The organism is Robinsoniella sp. RHS (genome assembly GCF_001029355.1).
GTDB classification, from domain to species: domain Bacteria; phylum Bacillota; class Clostridia; order Lachnospirales; family Lachnospiraceae; genus Robinsoniella; species Robinsoniella peoriensis.
The window spans coordinates 141,369-163,492 of record NZ_JNGB01000023.1 but is presented as its reverse complement, the minus strand read 5'-3'; the positions used below and the strand labels follow the sequence as shown (position 1 = coordinate 163,492).

Sequence of the window (22,124 nt, the reverse complement as noted above, 5' to 3'; positions counted from 1 at the left end):
CTGGCAGAGATCTGCCCGCTGGATGAGATCGTGTAGAAAATTCATCTGAAAATGATTTCGATTAAACGGTAATAAAAGCGCCTGTTCATGAAAATATGATAACATCATGGACAAGCGCTTTTTAATACTTTTCTATTTTATGGATAGGATATCCAGAATGGCAGGTATTTCTGATTGAAGCTGCCCCATTTCTTTTTCTTTTTGTTTCATCACGGTTTTATAGGCAGCAGCTTTTTCTGTTTGCCTGCTGTCTGTATAAAGTCTGTAATTTACGGCAGCCTCATAGTAGCGGGCCAGAGCATAATATTCCTCAAGTATTTCATTTGATTTAGCACCCCGGGCTTCGTTTTGTGAAGTTTTTCGCAGTATAGACCCATAATCCTGGTATTTCAGATCTCCGGAAAAAGATTGTTCATCGAATGTTGTATAGCCCTGGAATTCTTCCTTAAGGCGTGCGATCCCCATAGCAAGTAAAAAGACAAATAGAATCGACAGAATGATGATAAGGATGCCCGATATACTAACTCGTTTCTTCTTCATGGATGTCTAATCTCCTTTCCAGTATATCTCGAACTCCGTTTGCAGACAGGTTGGGAAGCGTACTCAGATCTTCCTTTGTCATATTGCAGAAGGAAGACAGCAGCAGCTGAATCTTCTGATCAATATCATCTAATGCAGCCAGATGTTCAGCCTGGTATTTCCCCTCATATAAAAAATATTCTCCCGATATGGTTTCATAATAAGAGGAGAGGCTGGAGACCAGGTATCTGGGAGACCAGCTGCTATGAAGTTCAGGATTAATCAGCGAATTAATGGAATCAAAGATACTATTATAACTCTCTGAAGCCCGGGTAATTGCAGTGTAGGAATCAAATTCGTCACCCAGGTACAAATTGTTTGAGTTATAGTAAGCATTCAGGTCGATATATTTTTTGTTTTCTATTAAATTATCCATGGTTTCTTTATGGATAGCTTCATTTTTATGTAAGGCGCTTTTCGTAACGCTTTTGTATATGGGCCAGGCGGATCCGACCAGGATAAAGGCGGCAACATTCAGGATCACCAAAATGGCAATGATGCTTGTGCGTACACTGAAACTTGTAAATCTATGGGTTGTAGTGTAAACGTCATTCTGAGTTTTTTTGAATTCCGACTGATAATGTTTTATATCAGAACGGTGTTTCAAAATATCGGGATTTTGGGAACCGCAATAAGGACATTTTTCATCCTTTAACGTTAAGGGTGCCCCGCAGAAAGTACACTTCATTTTTTAACCTCCTCATCATAAAGCTTTTTTAATTGATCTATACTCATGTGATAGCGTTCATTTAAAATCTGTTCTGCTTCTTTTTGATATGCTTTTACCATAGCAGAATCTTCCTTACGCATATCTTCAAGGCGTGTCATGATCAGAAGAGAAGTCATGGCGGTCATGATATCTTTTTTACGGTTGTTCTCCGGGTCCGTAATTATGAGATAGTCGGCATATGCCCAGATAAAGTCAGAATGCTTCCAGTTGTAGGTGGAAAATTTCTGTGTTTCGGAGTCTGTCAGTATGTAGTTCAGAACAGCGTCGTAATTTCCTTCCTCATACCAGACATCCATTTTCGGAAATGCCGTACGTTCCCAGGCTGTCTGGGCAGCGTCCTGTTTTTTTAACTGGCTGTCATTAAACTGAAACAATAAAAATATCCCAAGTGCCAGAAGGGCGGAAATCAGGAGCGATATACCAATGCGCTTTCCTACACGTGAAGATTCACTTTTTATAGTATCTTCAAAGTAGTCCATAGGGACATCTTCTAATTTCTCCAGATTCTGATGCAGCTCATGTAGCTCATTCATATATTCTTTTTCGGCACCGGGGAAGTTCGTGGAACCACAATAGGGGCATTTCACTATAGTTTCATCCAGTATGGTTCCGCAGCTTTGGCATTTCATAATAAGAACTGTCCTTTCAGGTTAGTTAATTAATTATAATAAGAATACAATAATATGTGGGTAGGCGAAAGCGGTCATTCTATACCATGGTTTTTACCATATTAACAAATCTGAGGACATCTTCTGGTGCATCCAGGCTATAAAGTAAGCCATAGGGGATGCTGTAATCCCAATTCACAGGAATTGATATAAGACCCGGGTGAACCTCCTGCCAGCACTCAATGCTAAGCAGGACATTTCCGGTCTCTGCGCAGCGGTTAAATACTGATAAATCATAAAATTGAGGAGTATCCTCTATTTGAATTTTGGGATGGTGTTTCGTCAGGTCATTGCGGAGGAAATCATTCACTCCGGAATCTCCGTGGGCTACCATCATCAGAGTCTCACCGTATAAATCTTCGATATCAATGCAGGAATTTCCTGCAAGGCGATGTTCTCTGGGGACTGCAATCATTTTTTTGTATCTGCCCAGGGCAAGAAAATTACAGCGGCTAAGCCATGCTTTGGAATCACATACCCCTATCAGAAAATCAAACTTTTCTCCCAGCAGTCCTATTTCCCCAAGAATTCCTTCGTAATTATCCTCAAACGGTACAAGATGCAGTTTATATTCCGGAAAATCTTTATTTACACGATACCATAAATCCATAAAGGGCTTTGCAGGATTCAGAAGCGATGTGCCCACACAAAAGGTAGTGTCCTTAGCATGGTTGGCGGCTTTGGCATTTGCAATGGATTTTTTTGAATAATCTATCATGAATTTAGCGTCCTGATATATGACAGCTCCGGAGTCTGTTAAACGGATGCCCGAGGGGGTACGTTCCACAAGCTTTATATCCAAATGATTTTCCAATGTATTTATTTGTTTCATAACGGCGGTAGGCGAGATATACAGATGTTTTGCTGCTTTTGTAAAACTTCCGAAGTCCGCAGCTGCTATAAATGTATCCAGCATCTGATTGTACATATATTACCTCCTAAAATTAAAGTGTATAAACTTTATGTTAATACAACGATAACATATCGGAGATTCCAAGTCAATGAAAACTAAGATAAACTATAGGAAAATACAAAGAAAAATAATAGAAAAGAGGTAGATTAAATGGCAGAACTGATAGCGTTCTTTTCACGCAGGGATGAAAATTATGTTAATGGTATAATTAAGACACTGGATATCGGTAACACAGAAGCCGCAGCTGGTATTATACAGGAATTGACAGGTGCCCGGCTATTTCAAATTGAGCCAATACAGACATATTCAAAGGAATATAACGAATGTATTGCACAGGCTCAGGCAGATCAGAAACGGAATGCCAGACCGGAATTGAAAACGTACCCGGAAAGTATTGATCCGTATGATGTAATTTATCTGGGTTTTCCTAATTACTGGGGGACTATGCCCATGGCGGTGTTTACCTTTTTGGAACACTTTGATTTCACCGGAAAAACCATTATGCCTTTTTGCACTCACGAGGGCAGTGGAATGGGCAGCAGTACAAGTGATATCAGCAGATTATGTCCCGGAGCAATGGTAGAGGCGGGACTGCCCATTTATGGAAGCGCTGTACAGAGGTCTAAAAAAGACATAGCAAACTGGATGACAATTAATAGCAATCGGGAAAGGACGGAATGAAAATGGAATATATAAAATTAGGAAATTCAGGCATTGAGGTATCACGTTTATGTGCAGGCTGTATGAGTTTTGGTGACCCGGCAAGCAAAATGCATGCATGGACCCTGAACCCACAGGAAAGTGAAGAGATTATCAAACATGCATTAGAATTGGGGATTAATTTTTTTGATACGGCTAATTGTTATTCCGCAGGAACAAGTGAGGAGTATCTGGGCAGGGCGGTTAAAAATAATATAGCAAGAGATAAAGTCGTTCTGGCCACAAAGGTTTATTTCAATGAGGGAAAACTTTCAGGGGAAGCAATACCGCGAGAGGTGGAAGCTTCGCTCAAACGCCTGGGAACAGACTATATAGATTTGCTGATTATTCACCGCTTTGATTATGATACGCCAATAGAAGAGACCATGCAGGCCCTGCATAAGGTGGTCCAATCAGGTAAGGTTCGTGCCATTGGTGCTTCCGCTATGTATGGATACCAGTTTATGAAGATGCAGTATACCGCTGAAAAGAATGGCTGGACAAAATTTGTATCGATGCAGAATCATTATAATCTGCTTTATCGTGAGGATGAGCGAGAGCTGATCCCGGCCTGCGAAGATCAGAATGTGGCAAGAACACCGTACAGTCCGCTGGCTGCCGGAAGGCTGTCACGTCCTACCTGGTCTGCAGATACTTTAAGAAGCAGAACGGATGTAACGGCAAAAGGTAAATATGATAAGACCCGGGAAAGTGATATGGAAATAGTAAAGAGAGTATCCGGACTGGCAGAGAAAAAAGATGCAACCATGACTCAGATTGCCCTTGCCTGGCAGTTTGCAAAAGGTGTTGCAGTGCCAATTATCGGTGCAACAAAAGCAAAGTATTTTGATGATGCAGCAGGCAGTTTTAAGGTTATATTGTCACAGGATGAAATGAATTATCTGGAAGAATCATATGTACCCCACAATATTGTGGGAGCGTTATAAGGAGAAGAATTCAATTTACTTACGGCAGAGAACAGCGGCTTTTATTTTCTTAAAACCGCTGTTCAGATAAGCATTAATTTTTGAACATGAACTATCAACTACTAAATGACGGTTTTTATCTTTTGGCAGAGGATTAAAAAATGAAACTTATGACAATTCATTTAAACCAATGATCTTACTGCCTTTACTTTCATAATAGTGCAGCATTTCGTCAATTTTCCTTTTATCATAACTTGTAATGCAATCTGATAATACATTAACCCTATAATTAGCTTTGCGTAAGTTGTAACAGGTTGATTTAACACAAGCAGCAGCATCTGCTCCTGTTATGTAGAATTCGCATATTTCATTTTCACTAATAAAGTCCGTAAAACCCTCACTGCTTAATGCATTTCCTTTGCATTTTTTGAAAACATTTTTTGAGACGATTTTCAAGTCTGAAGCTAATTCTGCTCCTTCTGTATTGGGTTTAAAAGTCCTCGTGCCGGCTGATAAATTTTCATGCCTTATATAAACAACATGAATATTATTATTGACTGCCCAATCAATAGCTTTATTGATATTCTCAATGATATCCTTGTAATTCTTTGTTATATCATTTTGAATATCAATTATTACTAAGGCTTTTTTCTGCATAGTGTTTCCTCCTGATAGGTAGATTTATTTGTTTGCTTGTTTATTGTATCATGTAATTGTTGACAACATTATGGCAATAATCTATAATGATAAAAATAAAAATCTTTAAAAATTGAAAGGCGGCTGTCAGATGAAAATTGACAGACTTGTAAGCATTATAATGATACTCCTTGAAAAAAAGCGCATAGGCGCACAGGAGTTAGCAGATATGTTTGAAGTTTCACCCCGCACAATCTACCGTGACATAGACACTATAAACATGGCGGGGATTCCCATTTGTTCTGCACCTGGAGTTGGCGGTGGATTTGAAATCATGCAGAAATATAAGATTGATAAAAAAGTTTTTTCGACGGCAGATCTTTCCGCTATCCTGATGGGGCTTTCCAATCTTCCTACCATGATACGAGGGGATGAACTGGTAAATGCCCTTGCAAAAGTTAAGAGCTTTATACCCGCTGACAGAGCAAAAGACATTGAATTAAAAGCAAATCAGATTCACATAGATTTAAGTCCGTGGATAGGCAACAGAAATATTCAGGCATATTTAGAAATCATCAAAACAGCTTTACTGGAAAGCAAACTGCTTACTTTTGAATATGAAGACCGCTATGGCAACATAACTGCACGAACAGCCGAGCCGTATCAGCTTGTTATGAAAAATAGCCATTGGTATTGGCAAGGGTATTGCCTTAAAAGAAATGATTTTCGCTTATTCAAAATATGCCGCATATCAAATCTACAAATACAAGAGGAATCTTTTACACCACGAGATTATCAAAAACCAATTCTAGATTTTGCGGATATTTTAGCAACTATGCAAAATACAATCAAAATCCGTATTCATAAATCTGTCAAAGACAGGGTACTTGATTTTTGCGATTATGAACACTTTACGCCTGACGGCAATGATCATTATATTGTTAGTTTTCCTTTCATAGAGAATGAATACTACTACAATATTCTTTTTAGTTTTGGGAATAAATGTGAGTGCTTAGAGCCGTTACATATCCGTACAGAAATGAAGCGCAGAATACATGATATAGGTATCTTATATGAAGACGCGCTTTAGTATTATACAAATTCAGCTTAAATTGGGTTTAGCTGAGGAAGGGGACGCTTTGTAGATGGAAGTAGTGCGCGAAAAGAGAAGGGGGCGGACCATGGCAGGTGTTTGGAAGGCTTACCGCAGAACTGGCATTTTCTAACCTTCCCAGAGCGTTTTTTGGCGGCACGCGGGCATTCGCTCCGAAATCCTGATGCATTTCGCAGCTCACTGCCCGCTTAGTATCCGATGGGAGCCAGTCGAATACTATCCGCCAAAAAACACTCTGGAAAGGTAAGTAAATGCTCAGATCTGCTATACGCCTTCCAAACGCCTGCCATGGTCCGCCCCCTTCTCTTTCCGGGATGCAGTTTATTGATACAAAGCTGGTTTTCTCAGCATGGTTGGGCCCCGGGGTTGTGGCATGCTGTACGCTATTGGCATAGAACACTTAAAAACCAATAAACCAGCTGGATGTTATCACTCTGAACTGTCTCTAAATTCTACTAAAGTATATTTGTGTTTATAGTACCTACATCCAGTTAAGTCTGTGATCAGGAAAGCAGGTAAAATTTCGTCTTATCATCCCCCTTTCACACTGAACTGCCGTAACACACTCTGCTGCATCCAAAAACGAACAGACCGTCACAACCCAAGGGTCTCCACCAGGCTGAGAAAACCAGCTTTGTGGCAGTAAACTGAATCTCGGAAAGATGGGTGTGGGAAACTGGTATGGGCGGAGGAAGCGTAGAGCAGAGTTGAGTATTTACTTACCTTTTCGAAGTGTTTTTTGGCGGATAGTATTCGACTGGCTCCCATCGGATACTAAGCGGGTACTGAACCGAGAAATGCATCAGGATTTCTCGGTGAATGCCCGCGTGCCGCCAAAAAGCGCTTCGGAAAGGTTAGAAAATACCAGTTCTGCGGCCAGCTGACGGAGCCCATGCCAGTTTCCCACACCCATCTTTCCGTACACTACCTACATCTACAAAGCGTCTTAATCAGCTAAACCCAAATATATAAAACGAAGTATTTTATTTAGAAACAAATGAGCAGGAGCTCCCGAAAGGAGATGGTGAACTGTTATGGCACAGATTTTAGTTGTAGAAGATGTACAGAATATGCAGGAAATTATAGTAGAGTATATGAAAAGAGGAGGGCATTCATGCCTGACGGCTGATGATGGGATTGATGCGTTGACTATTTTAAAAAATACTCCTGTGGATTTAATGATATTAGATGTTATGATGCCTCATATGGATGGTTTTTCTGTTTGCAGGTTCGCACGGGAAATGAGCGGCATGCCTATTATAATGCTCACAGCAAAAGGAGAGGAAGAAGATAAGCTAAGGGGATACAGCTATGGTGCAGATGACTATATGACGAAGCCTTTTAGTCCAGGGGTACTGCTGGCAAAGGTGAATGCACTTTTAAAACGTTCACTGATGGTAGCGACAGATTTTGTGAATGCAGGGAAGATTACGCTAATACCGGGATCCCACGAGGTATATGTGGATGGGAAGGGGATAGAACTTACCCATAAGGAATATGAATTACTGCACTTATTTATGAAGAACAAAGGACAGGTATTTTCCAGGGAACAGCTTCTAAACCGGATTTGGGGATATGATTTTGAAGGCAACAGCCGTACGGTAGATACCCATATTAAGACCTTGCGGCAAAAGTTGGGAAGTGAAGGCAGTCTCATCGTTACACTTATCCGTTCCGGTTATAAATTTGAGGGATCGTTATGAATAGATGTAATAAGGTAAAAGAATTATTCGGGATTCGCACCGTAAGAAAAAAGGTCTTTTTTCTCTCGAAAGCAGCTGGTGGGGCAATTGTTTTTTTCTATATTCTGGTGGAAGAATTGCCGGTGAGCAGTGCCGCTGCTTCTGTCATATGGTTTTTCCTGATGCTTTGTACAATCCTGGGCGTTAATTATTTATTGGGCCGATATATTACAAATCCGATAGATTTACTCAATAAAACAGCAGGACGAATGGCAAAATTAGATTTTTCCCAGGCATGTACGATCGAATCCGATGATGAGTTCGGAGAATTATCAGTCAGCTTAAATACGCTTGCGTCTAACCTGCAGCAGTCACTTTCGCAGCTGGAAAGCGTCAATGCCCAGCTGGAAAAGGATGTAGACCAAAAACAAAAGCTCCTTGCCCAGCGTAAAGAACTGACAGATCATCTGTCTCATGAAATGAAGACGCCGTTAGGCGTGATTCGTGCCTATGCAGAAGGCCTGCAGGATGAAACGGATCCGGAAAAACAAAAGAAATATACCCAGGTCATAGTTTCTGAAACAGAGCTTATGAACCGGATGATCATTTCGTTACTGGATCTGTCAGCATTAGAAGCCGGTGCAGTAAAGCTTCTGCCGGAACGTTTTGATTTTATAGAATTTACGGAAACAGTTGGAGGCAGGCTGTTAATGGATATTCCGGACGATGATTTTCAATTGGAGTATGAGCTGCCGGGGCAAAAGGTTTATGTCAATGCGGATAAGGGACGAATGGAGCAGGTATTGGATAATCTGATTATTAATGGGAAAAAGAACGTGATACCCGGTGGGATCATAAGGATCTCTGTTCACGTTGCAGACTCTAAGCTGTACTTTTCCATTTATAATCAGGGAATGACGATTCCGGAAGAGCAGCTTTCAAAAATCTGGACGAAATTTTATAAGAGTAACCGGGCAAATCACAACGGTTCAGGACTGGGACTTGCGATTGTGGCGCAGATACTGGCTATGCAGGATATGGATTATGGTGTTAACAATTGTACGGACGGAGTGGAATTTTATTTTGCAATGCCAATTATGGAGTAATTATTCAACAGCCGATCCCAATGATGGCTCTGAAGAAGGCGGTTGGTCTTTGGGGGGGCAATACCGCTGTTTCCTTTTAAAAAAGAGGTTTACAGGGGGCACGTTAAATAGGGATAAGGACGTAACAATTAACCTAATAAAACGGCTGACAAACAGTGTGTGGAAAAACGAGCGTATCGTCAAAGCGGCGGTGCGCTCGTTTTGTCACGCAGTAGAATGCCATTTTGATGGGTAGGTGTATAAAGTCCCTGCCCTTGGCATTTCAGTGTCTGTAACGCCCATGAATACGGACTTTTATAGCTCCTATTGGGTGACATGAATACACGCATATATCCATTATTTTAAGGGGCACGATACCTCTTTTTTGCGCTCATTTTTAGAAAGTCACCATATTCCTGCGTTTCATTCCGCTTTCTGTAGCTTTTTGCTGATCATCAAAGTTCCTTGTTGTCCAACATCTTCTGGAAAGTCTCCTGGTGTGCAAGAAACACATCGAGTAGCTCAGGCGAATAAATGATGTCGCGGTCCTTGTTCATAATCTCAAGTGCCTCCCCAAAGGTAAATGCTCGTTTATAGGGGCGCACAGCTGTCAGCGCATCGAAGATGTCCGCGATCGTCAGGATCTGAACGTAAAGCGGAATCTCGTCTCCTTTCAGCCCGCAGGGGTAGCCGGTGCCGTTCCACCGCTCATGATGATACAGCGCCATGTCCCGCGCGTAAAGTAAAAAGCGGTCCGCACGGCTTCTGTCGATAATCTTTTGAATCATATCCGCGCCGATCTGCGAATGAGTCTTCATGTAATCAAATTCTTCCTTGCTGAGCGCGGCGGGTTTTTTGAGTACCGTATCGCTGATGCCTATTTTGCCAATATCATGTAGGGCGGAGGCGCGAAGCAAATCTGGTATGCTTTCTTTGCTTAAGCCCTCCTGATAAGCGGGAGTCTCATATACCACCCTCAGTAATGCCTCATAATAATTTGTAGTATGACGAACATGGTTACCTGTGGTACCATCTCTGGATTCAATGATTTCCGCCCAGGTTATGGTAATAACATGCTGTAGTTCCTCAACCTCCGTGGTTTTTTCACAAATGATTTCCCGCAGCTCCATCTGATACTGATACAGTTCCATCTGAGATTTGATGCGGGCGCTCATGACCACATGGTCAAAGGGTTTCCGGATGAAGTCCTTTGCACCCAGGCGGAAGCCCATGCGCTCACTCTGGACATCGTTTTGCCCAGTCAAAAAGATAACGGGGATGTCTTTCCATTCCTTGCACTGACGGATCTGTTCCAGCGTTTCGTAGCCGCTGAGCCCCGGCATCTGAATATCCAACAGGATCATATCCGGTTTCTTCTGCTTCAGAAAATCCAGCAGCGCCTCGCCGGATTCCAGCTTGGTCAGGCGGTAATCCACCTGCAAAACGCTTTCCGCCAAATCCAAATTGACTGGATTGTCGTCCACCACCACGATATGCTTTCTGCCGTCCCCTTCCTGCCCAAAGCTGATTTGGGGGACAGTTGCGGTGGACTGCGTAAGAAATTCTTCGATCTCGTGGAAAGCCGTTTCGTTCCTCTTAGTAAAAACAGCCAGTAGCTTCCCAATGCCGTCAAACCGATCCGTTTTACCCAGCAATTCCATTTCTGCCGCTAATCCCGACAGTTGCACTGCACCGATGGCGGCGTTGGCTCCCTTTAGCCCGTGAATTTCAATGACAAAGCGGTTTTTGTCCGTTTCCAACCACTCTATCAGGGCGGGGAGCTTTTCCTTGGTGGAACGCAGGTAGGTTGACAGAATGCCGGTATAGGCGGTGAGGGAACCCACCATCGCCAGCCCTTTTCCAAAATCTACCTCGCCGTAGGTCATATTCTCAAACCCAATATCAGTCCAGATTGACGAGAGCGCATCCGCGTGCTGCACAGGGGGACCCTTCGAGTGCGCCGCCGCACGCGACTCATTCAGGTCTTTCAGATATTTTCGCAAAACCTCGTTAAGTTTCTGCATTTCAATGGGCTTGGAGAGGAAATCGTCAAATCCCTCTTGCAGGAACATGCTGCGCGCGTCGCTGGTCGCGTTGGCGGTCAGCGCGATTATGGGAAGCGTCCCGCATCCTTCCTTGGAAAGGGCGCGAATCTGATGCAGAGCTTCAATGCCGCTCATGCCGGGCATCATGTGGTCCATCAGCACAAGGTCATAGCCGCCCGCCTCCACGCGCTGGATGGATTCCTCTCCGGAAACAGCGTAGTCAATTTGCATGTGATAAGGCTCCATGAGGCCCTTTGCCACCTGAATATTGACGATGTTGTCGTCCACGATAAGAATGGAGACATAGGGCATCTGGCGTAATTCTCCGACCACCACACCTATATTTTTAGGACTGCCAATACATTCTGAAGAGCCTCGCAATAGGTAGGGCAGATGTAACTGGAACATCGGAATAAAGATATTACTTGATGCCGTATCGATAAACGCATGTTCATTGAGCCGGTATATCGCGATCCGCTGCGACAACGCCTCCTCACCAGCCGGTAGCAGCCTCAGTGTTTGGCTGGACGCCAATATGTGCGTATATGCGCCCTGTGCGGCCTTCCGGATCAACTCGTCCTCCGATTGGCAAATATCGTACCGCAGGCCCAGCTTGTCAATACAGGCACTTTCATAGTCCCGCAGAATATCCGAGGGCTCACACACCAGCAGCCTGTATCGGGCTGGGTCAGGCACAATGATCCCAGGTTCCACGCCGTCGATTCCTTGGCGGAGCCTCACTACAAAGGAGGATCCCCTGCCGTATTCGCTGGTCACGGTAATCGCACCGCCCATCATCCTGCACAGCCCCTGCGATATGGACAGCCCCAGCCCGGTGCCCTCAATGTTGCGGTTGCGCTGGGTGTCCACCTGCGTAAAGCTTGCAAACAGCTTATCCAGATCCTCGGTACGAATACCGATTCCGGTATCCCGAACCTCCATCTCCAGAAGCCATTGCCCATTGTCCTGTTTCCCATTTATAATCAGCCGGATGCTGCCATTGATTGTAAACTTGATGGCGTTTCCGATGATGTTTATTAGAATCTGCTTGACTCTGCCCATATCCCCCACAAAGCTGCGCGGGAGCAGCGGATCAATTTCCACCATAAATTCAATGGGCTTTTCGCCAATACGGACCGCCGCGATCATGGTTAAATCGTACAGCATGGATTCCAGCTCATAGGGTTCTTCGACAATGGTGAATTTCCCCGCCTCTATTTTGGACAGGTCCAAAATATCGTTGATAATGGTCAAAAGGCCTTTTCCGGAATTAAGAATGGTCAGCACCTTGCTGCGCTGGCCTGCAGTCAAGCCATCCCGCAGCAATATTTCACTAATGCCGACAATCGCGTTCATGGGGGTTCGAATTTCATGGCTCATATTGGCCAGAAACGCCGACTTGGCGCTGTTGGCCTGCTGGCTATCCTGAGAGACGCCATAGGACCGCAGTGCTAAGAGCAAGAGCCCAAAGAAACCCAGCAGAATAGCCACGCCGATAATGACCATCTCTTTTGTCATTCTGTCCGCTTTACCGGAGACGACTTCTTCCGATACGATGTTTATAAGATACCAGTCGTTAAACGGGATATTGGCATAATAGGCTACTTTCTTTACGCCCAAATAGCTGTAGTATAAAACCCCTTTGCGCTTGTTGCTTAGATCATCGAGAAAATTCTCATAGCTGGTTCCGTTGGTAAACTTTGCGGTTCTCCACGCTTTAAACAAATTGTTAAAATCGAGGCTTTGGGTGCGCATGATAATCGTTCCATTTTTATCAATGACATAGGAATACCCCTCTCCTCCAAAGCTTTCAAGGCTCAGGGCGGCGCTCAAGTGCGATATCTCCATCATGGCGACCAGCGCGCCCTTGGGGGAATCCTTTCCCATGGGTACTGACAGCAAAATACCGCTGGCGGCCCTGTCCCGAAAAATTTTTCTGGTCAGGTTTGAAATGCTGCTTTCCCCGCGGAGGGCTGATTTGAAATATTCCTCCCCGCTGATGTCCACCGATTCAGACGGCATGGTTGAGTAGAGCATTCCATCCGTACCAGCGCAGCCGATATAAGCAAAATTGTACTGTGTGGCAATTTGGTTGAGATATTCCATTTTGGTGGTATTCGACTCGATGGAACTAACGGCGGAGGCGACAGCCTGGAGCGCATCCTGGGTTTCGGCAACAGCACTGGTCATATGAGAAATTGTATAGGACGATACCTCGTCCAGACGTGTCCGGTTTTCGGCCTCCAATTCCCTGTCAAAGCGGATAATATAGGATGAGATGACCAAAATAAAAACAATGAGGAAAGCCACCAAAATAGCCGATGCGATCATCACACGATTGCGTTTATCACTTGTATTCTTCTTGCCAGACAAAGAAATACCCCCTTATTGCTATTAAATCATGATTTTTTATGTTCCAAAATGAATACGTTTTAGTCTGGCATCATTCATTGCCGTTAAACAATCCTCTAAAGAGATCTCGTTTTGCATATACTGCTGAATGTAGGAGGCGTCAATCTGAGAAAACCCACGCACGCGCGACCAAGCGGTGGACGGATAAAAAAGCTTGTTAATCAGCCGTTCCGCCTCCATATATTGGGGCGTTGTAATGCTGCCGCTTTGGTCGTTAAACACGGGCGCTGTGTAAATGCCCTCGTAGTGCCTGTTATAGTTGCAGGGGTCCGCCATAAAATTAATCAGATCCAGTGTAACATCCAGCTGGGAACTTTCTTTGCTGGCAAGGCACAGGATGATGTTCGCGCTTTCAAAACAGCCATCCTCGGGAACACCCATAAAAGCGGGCATGATGCCGATTTTGGAAGGGTCTCCCGAATAGCTGGTATAAAGCCAAGTGTCCCAGCACAGCATCATCGCATAGCTTCCGTTTTGCAGCGTCTGGTCCATGCCGTTCCAGTCGTTGCCCAGATAATCCTTGCCAAAATAGCCCTGGTCAGACATGGTTTTATACCACTGCACAATTTTTCTCATTTCCGGAACATCTGCATAGGATAGCGTTCCGTTATTCAGGCCGTCCAAAACGGACTGATCCTGTAAAAAGCTGTCCATAGGAAACTGATACAGAAGCATGGTGATTTCTGCGTAGGGCAAATAAACCGGCGTCACGCCATTATTGAGCAGCGTTTCGCATACATCCAAAAATTCATCCTGCGTTTTGGGTATTTCCAAATTATATTTTTTAAAAACCTCTTTGTTATACAGCATACCGGAAACCGACGCTTCGCCATGCGGCAGACCTATGACTTTTCCATTAAAAACGGCTTGCGTAAGCGCGGTGTCCGAAAGGTCATCGATCCAGGGCGCGTCTGTAAAATCGTAAAAGTTTTCGTCGGGATTCAGGTTCTCCACGTTGGTCCCGCCGTAAGCGAGCAACATGTCGGGACGTTCCGCCCCTTCTGCTGAAAACGCCAGGGGAACCTCTTTGTTCAGTTCACTCTTTGTAAGGGGAACCACCTCTATAAGATTACCGGTTTTCTCCTGATAATCTTTAAACGCGTTTACCATATAAGGACGGGACAGATCATCCCGGTCTCCCCATACGGTAATTGTCCGGCCTGTGATTTCGCCCCACTCATATCGCTGTGCTTCCTGATAAGGCGCTTCATTCTCCTGTGTCTGACTGGAGCAGGCGGAGAGAAGCATAATCGTGGATGACAGCAGACAGGTCACTCTCAGTAATTTGTGGTTCAAAGGGAGTCCTCCAATCCATTAAAACACCTTGTGTATTTTACGAAACAGTTCATTAGTCGCATGATAAATAACATTATACAACAAAAATATTTTGTTTTCAATTCAAAATACAGATTTGGATTGTGTAGTATCAGCAAAGATCCTGGCTAAAAGAGTAGTAAAATTGCGCTGGACTTTTGAGAAAACGGAATTTCCACTCTGCCCGCAAGGGCGACCATCAACGCAGGAGCTGTTGGCGAAAAGCAAAAAAGCTAGAATGGCCAGCAACCATACGCGTTTGCGGGCATAATCCTTTTAGCAGCAAGTAAAAATTGGCGCAAAAATATGACAAGACTACCATATTAAAAGTTATTTAAGAGGATAAGCTTTTATAAAATGGCTGTCCTCTTATCGTTTATAATGCCCTGCTTTATGGGGGACGTATGGCTTTTTTCTTGATAGTTTAGTATAATGCTTTTGTAGACAGTGTTTTGGGGGTGGGGCTATGGAAAAGGTAATTACTATTCATGATTATTGGGATGGGCCAATTGCAGATAATTGGGGAACTTACGAGGTTCGCTTAAAAGATATTGACGGAAACGAGATAGTGATAGCAGAGTTTGCGTAATTATCAGATTGGAATTTGTGGAGGAAAAAGATAATGGCAAAAGAAAAGGTTTCGTTTAATGAGTTTCTAATGGCAGTTACGCCAGAACATCAAGCGTTTGTAGAGAAACTTAATAATAAACTTATTGAACAAGGGTGTGACCTTGTCATCAAGGAAGTAAAGAGCGGTTATACTGCTTCATACCAGTTAAAAAAGAAAACAGTAATGAATTGGGTTTTTAGAAAGTCGGGTATTTTGGCGCGGATTTACGGTGACAACGCCGGCAAGTATGAGGACATACTTGCTTCTCTGCCTGCTGATATGCAAAAGGAAATGACTACTTCTCGTGATTGTAAGAGACTGATTGACCCCAATGCCTGTAGTGATACCTGCGTGAAGGGTTTTGTTTATGCCTTGAATGGCGAAACACATAAAAAGTGCCGTAATGACGGAATGTTCTTTTGGTTGACAAATGAAACGGCGGAGCATATAGCGGGGCTGGTCTGTGCAGAGGTCAATGTGCGTAAATCGGCTTCATAGTCGCAGAGTAGTTAAGCCCGATGAATCCCAATTTTGAGGAACAAATTTAATTTACCTTATTGGTATATTGCGGCTATTCGCGGTCGAGAAATATTGTCGAAAACCATTGAATAATGTCGAGAACGATTTTTAAGCACGCGATACAAGCAGAAAAATTCGGGCAATCCTGACGGTAAAAGCAAACGCCGTCCTGCAAAGCAAGGCGGCACAGCTTGCGGCCGGCCTTTGTGCCACCTTTGTTACAAAATAAGAATAGTCATTAAAATTATTTCACACCGATTTCACAGCAGCCACACTTCAACTTCAACCTCGTTTTCTAAAATGTGTTTGAGAATTGTCCCGCTTTAGAAAAGGAGGTTTTATAATGAAGTTTTTAGATATGGAATGGTACTGGTGGCTGTTAATTCTTGCAGGCGCAGCGGTGATTATCCCCGCCAAGGTGAAATTTATGAAGTGGTGGAGCAGAAAGCAAAAGGAACACAAGGACAGCAGAAGAAATCGGTGGGGGGATGAAGAATGATTGCGGTAAAAGAGCTGACGTTTTCTTACAGTAAAAATAAACAGGCACTCCACGGGCTTGATTTTAAGGTGAAAACAGGAGAAATATTTGGATTTCTGGGTCCAAACGGGTCAGGTAAATCTACGACACAAAAAATACTGACCGGGATTTTAAAAGGATATGGAGGGGAGATATCTCTATTTGGAAAGGATCCGTCACTGGATCCTACTGAATTTCATCAAAAGATTGGCGTGCTTTTTGAGTTCCCATACTTATATGACAATTTAAGTGCATTGGATAATCTGAATTACTTTGCATCATTTTATCCCAGAGAGCAGCGGCGCGATATAGGTGAACTTCTGGAAAAACTGGAATTTAAGCCGGATTATCTGAAAAAGCAGGTGTCTACTTATTCCAAAGGTATGCGTCAGCGGGTGAGTATGGCGCGTGCCTTGCTTAGTAATCCCAGGCTTTTGTTCCTGGATGAGCCTACCAGTGGACTGGATCCGGCGGGAGCTGTTTTATTTCGTAATATTATAGAAGAGGAACGCAGGAAGGGAACGACGGTATTTCTCACCACCCACAATATGCACGATGCAGATCTGCTTTGTGACAGAGTCGCATTTATTTCCAATGGAACTATCGCAGCACTTGATACGCCTAAGAAATTAAAGGAGCGTAACAGCAGTAAGGAAATTGTTGTAGAGTATCTGTATCTTGGAAAACGGGAAAGCAAGATGATTCTGCCGCCGGAGTTAGAAACCGGAATTCCGTTTCCCCATGATGAGATCATCAGCATCCACTCCAAAGAACCCACATTGGAGGATATGTTTATCCAATATACGGGAAGGGGGCTGACCTGATGGTAAACAGTTTTCTGTCTTTGCTTAAAAAAGATTTCCGAATGATGCTTTCCAGCAGGTTTTTCCTGTTGGCACTGGGATCACTGATCCTGTATACCTGTTATATCAACTTCGTCTATGTGAAGACCGACCAGGATATTTATCCGGTTTACTTATTTGACCCTATGGGAAACCAGTTCAATGCATCAGCGGATGTAACCGTGGTAAATTCAAAAGAAGAGCTGCAGAAGGTCTGCTTGGATGGGTACTCTGTGGGGATTGATGCCAGTGGAGATTCACTGGAAATCATAATGACCAGCTCCGGAAGCAGTAAGGCAGACCATTATCGGGCTGCTTATGCCCGGTCACTGATTTTAAATACCAGTGGTAATCGTGCCGTGGTAATCGGAGCCAATAATAAAGAAATGAAAAACCGCCGTGAGATCACCAGTGAGTTCTTATTTTTCGAACTGGCTGCGGTAGGTTTCCTGGGTGTTGCATCAACCTTGTTTAAAGAAAAGCAGATGGGGGTGATCCGTGTTCATAGCATTCTGCCTATAAGTAAAGCTGCATTTATAGGTTCTAAGCTGTTATTATTTTTCCTGTCCGACCTGCTATTTGCAGTATTACTGACGATTTTCAATTTAGGGATTCCTTCTGCGCTGGCTGTAATGCCGGATGTGCTGCTTCAGGTGGGGATACTTTCTACCATTATGGCTTTGGCCGGTTTCCTCTGTGCCGTATGGATTCCTGATTTTAAGCAGTTTTCATTACTCTATCTGGTGTTAGCTATATTTGTTACTACCCCGGTTTTTCTTGCAGGGCAGACAAATGTATCCTGGGGATGGATAGACTTTCATCCAATGTACCATTTGTTTATGGCTATGAAGAATGCTTATTTTAATACTCCTAACGCAAATAGCATTTATTATCTTGTATGTATCGCTGCCATTGGATTGCTGTTTTATTTTGCCCGGAGAGTTTTAAGCCGGGAAATGACAAAGGAGGGATAGAATGAACGGATTAAAATATCAGCTGAAAAATATCAGTAAAGATAAAATGTGTATCCTCTCATTTTTACTGCCGATCATTGTTGGAATTGCCATTCATTTTATATCTGCAGCAAGTTTTACGGCTGTAAATGAAATATCTTTTGGTATCATCGGAAATGATTTGCCGAAAGAAACGGTAGATTGGCTTAAAGATAGCGGAATTGTAACACCGTTTGGAAGTATTCAGGAACTAAAAGCACAGATTCTGGAGCCCTCGTCTCAAATGATTGGGGTGATGCAGAATGGAGATGGCATTCAGACGATGCTGGCAGGAGATGAACTGAGTGTCAGTGTTAAAATCGCGGATTTCCTTCCGAATCTCTATGAAAACCGCGGTTCATTTCAAGACGGGAATGTGAAAATTCTTCCAAATGCCAGTGACAGCAATGTGTTAAAATCTTTGTTGATTGTCATTACAATGGTGACGGCTATGTTTATGGGATGTACTTTTAATGCCATGAGTATCATTGGGGAAAAAGAGGATGGGGTGGCATTGATTAATGAAATACTGCCTATGACACCGACGAATTATCTGCTGCAGAAAATCCTGCTGGGGTTTGCCGGAGGCGTGGTTTCCACAATTCTGACGGCATGGGTTTGCATGCGGCCGGAGTTATCGGGGATTCCCGGGATACTGCTTCTGATCATCTTTTCTGCCTTTATTTCAGCATTGGCGGGGGTATTTATCGGGCGGATAGCAGATGGACTTATGGTAGGCATTGTGTACTTGAAAATTGTTATGATAATATTTATCGCACCGCCGATCGTCTGCTATTTGGTGGCTCCGGAAGAGAGCATAGTACGGGGGTTATCGTATCTGCTGCCGTCCAGCGCAACATTTTACGGTCTTATGGATTTGCTTCATGGCAGGATGGAAGAGGCAGGCATGAATATTGTAATTCTGCTGGTTCACAGTGTGGTATGGATTCTGATTTATCTTATTATACAGAAGGGTAAAAGTCCAAAGTTTCGGTATGTGAAATTGGGGGACTAAATGATATAGTGTTTTGTTGTTGAGTGTGATAAAATATCTTAAAGAAGATACGTTCACAAAGTTGAGTCTTTACATTTGAATGAAGTATTGTTCAATGAGATTCAGGAATAACGGAGCAGGTATATATGAACAAAAAAATAAAAATACATTTAGAAGAATATTAACATGTCTGTCCGGTATACTGTTGATTACTATGTTATTAAATGTAATTCATACATCAGCTCTGCCGGATGTCCGTCCGAAGGTGGAGAAATGCAGGCTATTTCAGGATGGCTGGCAGCTGGAAGGAAAAGAGGGAGAAGCGGTTCATTTTCCATTTAAACTGAAAAATGAATCAGGGTACATAAAGCTTAAAAATCAGCTTCCCCAGGTGAAAGATGGAGAAAAAATAATATTTAATAATGGATATCAAACGGTAAGGGTGAATATCGGACAGGATTGTGTCTATGAATATGGTTTTGATACAAAGCCTCCTGTGGGGAATATGCTGGGGTACATTTCCTGCCAGATACCGGTATCTGCAAAGGACAGCGGTAAGGATATTACCATAGAATTAGAGCGTCCCTATAAAAATTTATCGGGAGGAGTTGGTTCGGTTAAAATAGGAACGACAGGGGCATATGTTACAGAAGTATTATACAGCAATGTAGGAAAGATTGGCTGTATCTTATTTCTTTTGTTATTTGGTATTGTGCTGCTGGTCGTTTATTCCGGGCTGTATATCAAAAAGTTTAATTATAATTTTGATTCATTTTTATATCTGGGATTATTCATGGTGATATCTTCGGTGTGGATTTGGTCCGATTCGGAATTGTCACAGCTTATGATCGGGAACAGCGTGGCCTTATGTATCCTCTCTTTTATCAGTTTTATGGCAATGCCTGTCTATATTTTATCTTTTGTAAAGAATATATGTGAGAAGAAAGGTAAATATATTGAGCTGATACAAACTGTATTATGGGTAAATATGATTGTCCAGAGTCTTCTTTACCTGGGTAATATAGCTGATTTCCCGCAGATGCTGATTATTACGCATACGATGATGTTTTTGGTGATTATCATTTTGGTGGCATTTTTAATATATGAAGCGGTGAAGATGAATTCCAGGAAAGCAAAAGGGATGTTATATGCAATTCTGTGTCTGACTGTTTTTTCAATTATTGCACTGATCCGTTTCTATACCAATCCAATGGAGGATAACAGCAAGTTTTTCCGATATGGACTGATCGTCTTTCTTGTTATTCTGATTTATTTAAATTATGAAGAACTGTTTCTCTATCTGAAGGAGAAGACGCAGTTTGAACTCTATGAGAAAATGGCATATTCGGATATGATGACACAGACTTTGAACCGCATTTCCTTTGATGAATTTATGGAACAGGAAAAAGAGAAGGATAAAAACCAGGAGCACAAAGCCCCGCTTGCGTTTGTTATGCTGGATTTAAATAACCTGAAGCAGACAAATGACTTATATGGGCATAAGTCCGGTGATGATGTAATTAAAGGGGCGGCAGAATGTATTAAGCTGGAATACGGCGGTGTAGGAGATGTCTATAGAATCGGAGGTGATGAATTCCTGGTTGCGATACAGAAAGAGGATGCTGATCTGGCTGAATTGGATAAAGCACTGAAGGAACGGATTAGAATTTATAATAAAGTGCACTGCCATGACATCTCTATTGCCAGTGGTTCTGCAGTCAGAGGTACCAGCAATAAAGATGCGGAAACATTGTTCAGGGAAGCAGACGAACGAATGTATTCCGACAAGCAGCAATACAAAATAAAATTATAATATGTTCTAAACTTTGTTAATAACGGTTGCGTTTTCTCCATTCATTTGGAGATATATTCATTATATTTTTAAATGCACGTGTAAAATGAAATTGATTGGCATAGCCTACCAGAGGAGAGATCTGGGCTATGGTCATATCAGTGGAACGCAGAAACTCACAGGATTTATGAATGCGGTATGTGATTAAAAATTCCTGTGGGCTTTTTTGCGTCATTTTTTTGAAAAGCTTGCTGAAATAGCTGCGGTTCAGGCTCAGATTAGCTGCCATATCCTCCACGGAAATATCTTTCATATAATAATTCTCAATAAAATCTACCGTAGACTGTATATAAAATTTCTTGATATCATTTTTGGGGAGAGCCCTTGCGGTTTTAGAACTTTCGATCAATGCGCTAAAAAACAGATAGGTATATCCCATAATCTCAGGGGCAGGGGAATCCGGATGGTCAATGATATAACTTAAATATGCATATACTTTCTTTTTTCCTTCTTCATTTATGGAATTGTAAACCGGTGATTCATGTGACAGACCTGCATGATTTACATATTCTTTTGCTTTTAATCCGTCAAATTCAATCCACATATATTCCCAGGGATCTTTTTCATCAGCAGTATAATGAATGACTCTGTTTGGCTCGATCAAGAATGCCTGGCCTGCATGGAGATGGTATTCTGCTTCCGATTTTTCTGTGCCGGCACGGTAAACGCCCGTACCTGAAATGATATAGTGTATCAGGTAATGGTTTCTCATCGCCGGTCCAAAGGTATGAAATGGTTCACATTGCTGGTAGCCATATTGATAAATGGTAATATCGAAAAAATCATTGCTTAAAAAAAGATAGTCGCGCATCTTTTGGCTCCTTATTCTCAGATTTTATTCTTTGTATTATATACCATTATGTGTCCTAGCGTCAACGACAGAGTATAAATGACACATAAAGGTATAAATGAAATAATACCACCGCATGTACAAGGTTTGTGTAAAGTGTTAATATAAGTCACATAGAAAAAGGCGTATTAGTCAAATTGCTGGA

The 22,124-nt window shown here is 42.7% G+C and carries 21 protein-coding genes; 12 read left to right on the top strand and 9 right to left on the bottom strand.

Features of this window, described 5'->3' with window-relative positions:
• Positions 1 to 132: 132 nt before the first annotated feature.
• From RHS_RS13080 to RHS_RS13065, 4 genes are all read right to left on the bottom strand, one after another.
• Positions 133 to 540: a hypothetical protein gene (locus RHS_RS13080; protein WP_047833449.1), complete on the bottom strand. Its 408-nt coding sequence runs from the start codon at positions 538 to 540 to the stop codon at positions 133 to 135.
• Complete coding sequence (locus tag RHS_RS13075) at positions 521 to 1,267, bottom strand: zinc ribbon domain-containing protein (RefSeq protein WP_047833448.1); 747 nt, start codon at positions 1,265 to 1,267, stop codon at positions 521 to 523. Before RHS_RS13075 ends, RHS_RS13080 begins: the two co-directional genes overlap by 20 nt.
• Positions 1,264 to 1,938, bottom strand: coding sequence for a hypothetical protein (locus RHS_RS13070; RefSeq protein WP_047833447.1), 675 nt, complete (start codon positions 1,936 to 1,938; stop codon positions 1,264 to 1,266). The genes RHS_RS13075 and RHS_RS13070 overlap by 4 nt, the downstream gene beginning before the upstream one ends.
• 79 nt (positions 1,939 to 2,017) lie before the next feature.
• Complete coding sequence (locus RHS_RS13065) at positions 2,018 to 2,905, bottom strand: LysR family transcriptional regulator (protein WP_027292374.1); 888 nt, start codon at positions 2,903 to 2,905, stop codon at positions 2,018 to 2,020.
• Positions 2,906 to 3,040: 135 nt separating this feature from the next.
• On the opposite strand from RHS_RS13065, the gene RHS_RS13060 reads away from it, so the two are divergent.
• Complete coding sequence (locus RHS_RS13060; protein WP_027292375.1) at positions 3,041 to 3,571, top strand: flavodoxin; 531 nt, start codon at positions 3,041 to 3,043, stop codon at positions 3,569 to 3,571.
• A gap of 2 nt (positions 3,572 to 3,573) precedes the next feature.
• Positions 3,574 to 4,536, top strand: a complete 963-nt coding sequence (locus tag RHS_RS13055; RefSeq protein ID WP_047833472.1) for an aldo/keto reductase — start codon at positions 3,574 to 3,576, stop codon at positions 4,534 to 4,536.
• A 147-nt stretch (positions 4,537 to 4,683) separates the two neighbouring features.
• Here the strand turns inward: RHS_RS13055 and RHS_RS13050 are convergent, their stop codons facing one another.
• The gene (locus RHS_RS13050) at positions 4,684 to 5,172 is read right to left on the bottom strand and encodes a cysteine hydrolase family protein (protein WP_027292377.1); all 489 of its coding nucleotides are present in this window, start codon (positions 5,170 to 5,172) and stop codon (positions 4,684 to 4,686) included.
• A gap of 130 nt (positions 5,173 to 5,302) precedes the next feature.
• Between RHS_RS13050 and RHS_RS13045 the strand changes: the two genes are divergently transcribed.
• Positions 5,303 to 6,241 (top strand): YafY family protein, encoded by a 939-nt coding sequence (locus tag RHS_RS13045; protein WP_047833446.1) that lies wholly within the window; start codon positions 5,303 to 5,305, stop codon positions 6,239 to 6,241.
• 826 nt (positions 6,242 to 7,067) lie between these two features.
• On the opposite strand, the gene RHS_RS30965 is transcribed toward RHS_RS13045, so the two are convergent.
• Positions 7,068 to 7,190, bottom strand: a complete 123-nt coding sequence (locus RHS_RS30965) for a hypothetical protein (protein WP_255348072.1) — start codon at positions 7,188 to 7,190, stop codon at positions 7,068 to 7,070.
• A 109-nt stretch (positions 7,191 to 7,299) separates the two neighbouring features.
• On the opposite strand from RHS_RS30965, the gene RHS_RS13040 reads away from it, so the two are divergent.
• The gene (locus tag RHS_RS13040; protein WP_047833445.1) at positions 7,300 to 7,968 is read left to right on the top strand and encodes a response regulator transcription factor; all 669 of its coding nucleotides are present in this window, start codon (positions 7,300 to 7,302) and stop codon (positions 7,966 to 7,968) included.
• A complete protein-coding gene (locus RHS_RS13035) occupies positions 7,965 to 9,053 on the top strand; it encodes a cell wall metabolism sensor histidine kinase WalK (RefSeq protein WP_047833444.1) in 1,089 nt (362 codons plus the stop codon). The genes RHS_RS13040 and RHS_RS13035 overlap by 4 nt, the downstream gene beginning before the upstream one ends.
• 434 nt (positions 9,054 to 9,487) lie before the next feature.
• On the opposite strand, the gene RHS_RS13030 is transcribed toward RHS_RS13035, so the two are convergent.
• Positions 9,488 to 13,450: a response regulator gene (locus RHS_RS13030; RefSeq protein WP_047833443.1), complete on the bottom strand. Its 3,963-nt coding sequence runs from the start codon at positions 13,448 to 13,450 to the stop codon at positions 9,488 to 9,490.
• 36 nt (positions 13,451 to 13,486) lie between these two features.
• The gene (locus RHS_RS13025) at positions 13,487 to 14,785 is read right to left on the bottom strand and encodes an extracellular solute-binding protein (RefSeq protein ID WP_047833442.1); all 1,299 of its coding nucleotides are present in this window, start codon (positions 14,783 to 14,785) and stop codon (positions 13,487 to 13,489) included.
• A 484-nt stretch (positions 14,786 to 15,269) separates the two neighbouring features.
• Between RHS_RS13025 and RHS_RS30960 the strand changes: the two genes are divergently transcribed.
• The 7 genes from RHS_RS30960 (at position 15,270) to RHS_RS13000 (ending at position 21,090) form a co-directional block, all read left to right on the top strand.
• Positions 15,270 to 15,392, top strand: coding sequence for a hypothetical protein (locus tag RHS_RS30960; RefSeq protein WP_395017555.1), 123 nt, complete (start codon positions 15,270 to 15,272; stop codon positions 15,390 to 15,392).
• Between the two features lie 33 nt (positions 15,393 to 15,425).
• Positions 15,426 to 15,911: a hypothetical protein gene (locus RHS_RS13020; RefSeq protein WP_047833441.1), complete on the top strand. Its 486-nt coding sequence runs from the start codon at positions 15,426 to 15,428 to the stop codon at positions 15,909 to 15,911.
• 364 nt (positions 15,912 to 16,275) lie between these two features.
• Positions 16,276 to 16,431, top strand: coding sequence for a hypothetical protein (locus tag RHS_RS30955; protein WP_176731056.1), 156 nt, complete (start codon positions 16,276 to 16,278; stop codon positions 16,429 to 16,431).
• The gene (locus tag RHS_RS13015; RefSeq protein WP_047833440.1) at positions 16,428 to 17,273 is read left to right on the top strand and encodes an ABC transporter ATP-binding protein; all 846 of its coding nucleotides are present in this window, start codon (positions 16,428 to 16,430) and stop codon (positions 17,271 to 17,273) included. Before RHS_RS30955 ends, RHS_RS13015 begins: the two co-directional genes overlap by 4 nt.
• Positions 17,273 to 18,265: an ABC transporter permease gene (locus RHS_RS13010; RefSeq protein ID WP_047833439.1), complete on the top strand. Its 993-nt coding sequence runs from the start codon at positions 17,273 to 17,275 to the stop codon at positions 18,263 to 18,265. Before RHS_RS13015 ends, RHS_RS13010 begins: the two co-directional genes overlap by 1 nt.
• 1 nt (position 18,266) lies before the next feature.
• Complete coding sequence (locus RHS_RS13005; RefSeq protein WP_044295765.1) at positions 18,267 to 19,298, top strand: ABC transporter permease; 1,032 nt, start codon at positions 18,267 to 18,269, stop codon at positions 19,296 to 19,298.
• A 94-nt stretch (positions 19,299 to 19,392) separates the two neighbouring features.
• Positions 19,393 to 21,090, top strand: coding sequence for a diguanylate cyclase (locus RHS_RS13000; protein WP_047833438.1), 1,698 nt, complete (start codon positions 19,393 to 19,395; stop codon positions 21,088 to 21,090).
• 16 nt (positions 21,091 to 21,106) lie between these two features.
• Here RHS_RS13000 and RHS_RS12995 read toward each other — a convergent pair whose 3' ends face one another.
• Positions 21,107 to 21,940, bottom strand: a complete 834-nt coding sequence (locus RHS_RS12995) for an AraC family transcriptional regulator (protein WP_027292387.1) — start codon at positions 21,938 to 21,940, stop codon at positions 21,107 to 21,109.
• Positions 21,941 to 22,124: the final 184 nt, after the last annotated feature.

Coding starts and splice junctions, on each gene's coding strand:
- RHS_RS13005 (WP_044295765.1), top strand. CDS start 18,267: ATGAACGGATTAAAATATCAGCTGAAAAATATCAGTAAAGATAAAATG.
- RHS_RS13010 (WP_047833439.1), top strand. CDS start 17,273: ATGGTAAACAGTTTTCTGTCTTTGCTTAAAAAAGATTTCCGAATGATG.
- RHS_RS13075 (WP_047833448.1), bottom strand. CDS start 1,267: ATGAAGTGTACTTTCTGCGGGGCACCCTTAACGTTAAAGGATGAAAAA.
- RHS_RS12995 (WP_027292387.1), bottom strand. CDS start 21,940: ATGCGCGACTATCTTTTTTTAAGCAATGATTTTTTCGATATTACCATT.
- RHS_RS13015 (WP_047833440.1), top strand. CDS start 16,428: ATGATTGCGGTAAAAGAGCTGACGTTTTCTTACAGTAAAAATAAACAG.
- RHS_RS13045 (WP_047833446.1), top strand. CDS start 5,303: ATGAAAATTGACAGACTTGTAAGCATTATAATGATACTCCTTGAAAAA.
- RHS_RS13020 (WP_047833441.1), top strand. CDS start 15,426: ATGGCAAAAGAAAAGGTTTCGTTTAATGAGTTTCTAATGGCAGTTACG.
- RHS_RS13080 (WP_047833449.1), bottom strand. CDS start 540: ATGAAGAAGAAACGAGTTAGTATATCGGGCATCCTTATCATCATTCTG.
- RHS_RS13070 (WP_047833447.1), bottom strand. CDS start 1,938: ATGAAATGCCAAAGCTGCGGAACCATACTGGATGAAACTATAGTGAAA.
- RHS_RS13055 (WP_047833472.1), top strand. CDS start 3,574: ATGGAATATATAAAATTAGGAAATTCAGGCATTGAGGTATCACGTTTA.
- RHS_RS13050 (WP_027292377.1), bottom strand. CDS start 5,172: ATGCAGAAAAAAGCCTTAGTAATAATTGATATTCAAAATGATATAACA.
- RHS_RS13040 (WP_047833445.1), top strand. CDS start 7,300: ATGGCACAGATTTTAGTTGTAGAAGATGTACAGAATATGCAGGAAATT.
- RHS_RS30960 (WP_395017555.1), top strand. CDS start 15,270: ATGGAAAAGGTAATTACTATTCATGATTATTGGGATGGGCCAATTGCA.
- RHS_RS13065 (WP_027292374.1), bottom strand. CDS start 2,905: ATGTACAATCAGATGCTGGATACATTTATAGCAGCTGCGGACTTCGGA.
- RHS_RS30955 (WP_176731056.1), top strand. CDS start 16,276: ATGAAGTTTTTAGATATGGAATGGTACTGGTGGCTGTTAATTCTTGCA.
- RHS_RS13060 (WP_027292375.1), top strand. CDS start 3,041: ATGGCAGAACTGATAGCGTTCTTTTCACGCAGGGATGAAAATTATGTT.
- RHS_RS13035 (WP_047833444.1), top strand. CDS start 7,965: ATGAATAGATGTAATAAGGTAAAAGAATTATTCGGGATTCGCACCGTA.
- RHS_RS13000 (WP_047833438.1), top strand. CDS start 19,393: ATGAGATTCAGGAATAACGGAGCAGGTATATATGAACAAAAAAATAAA.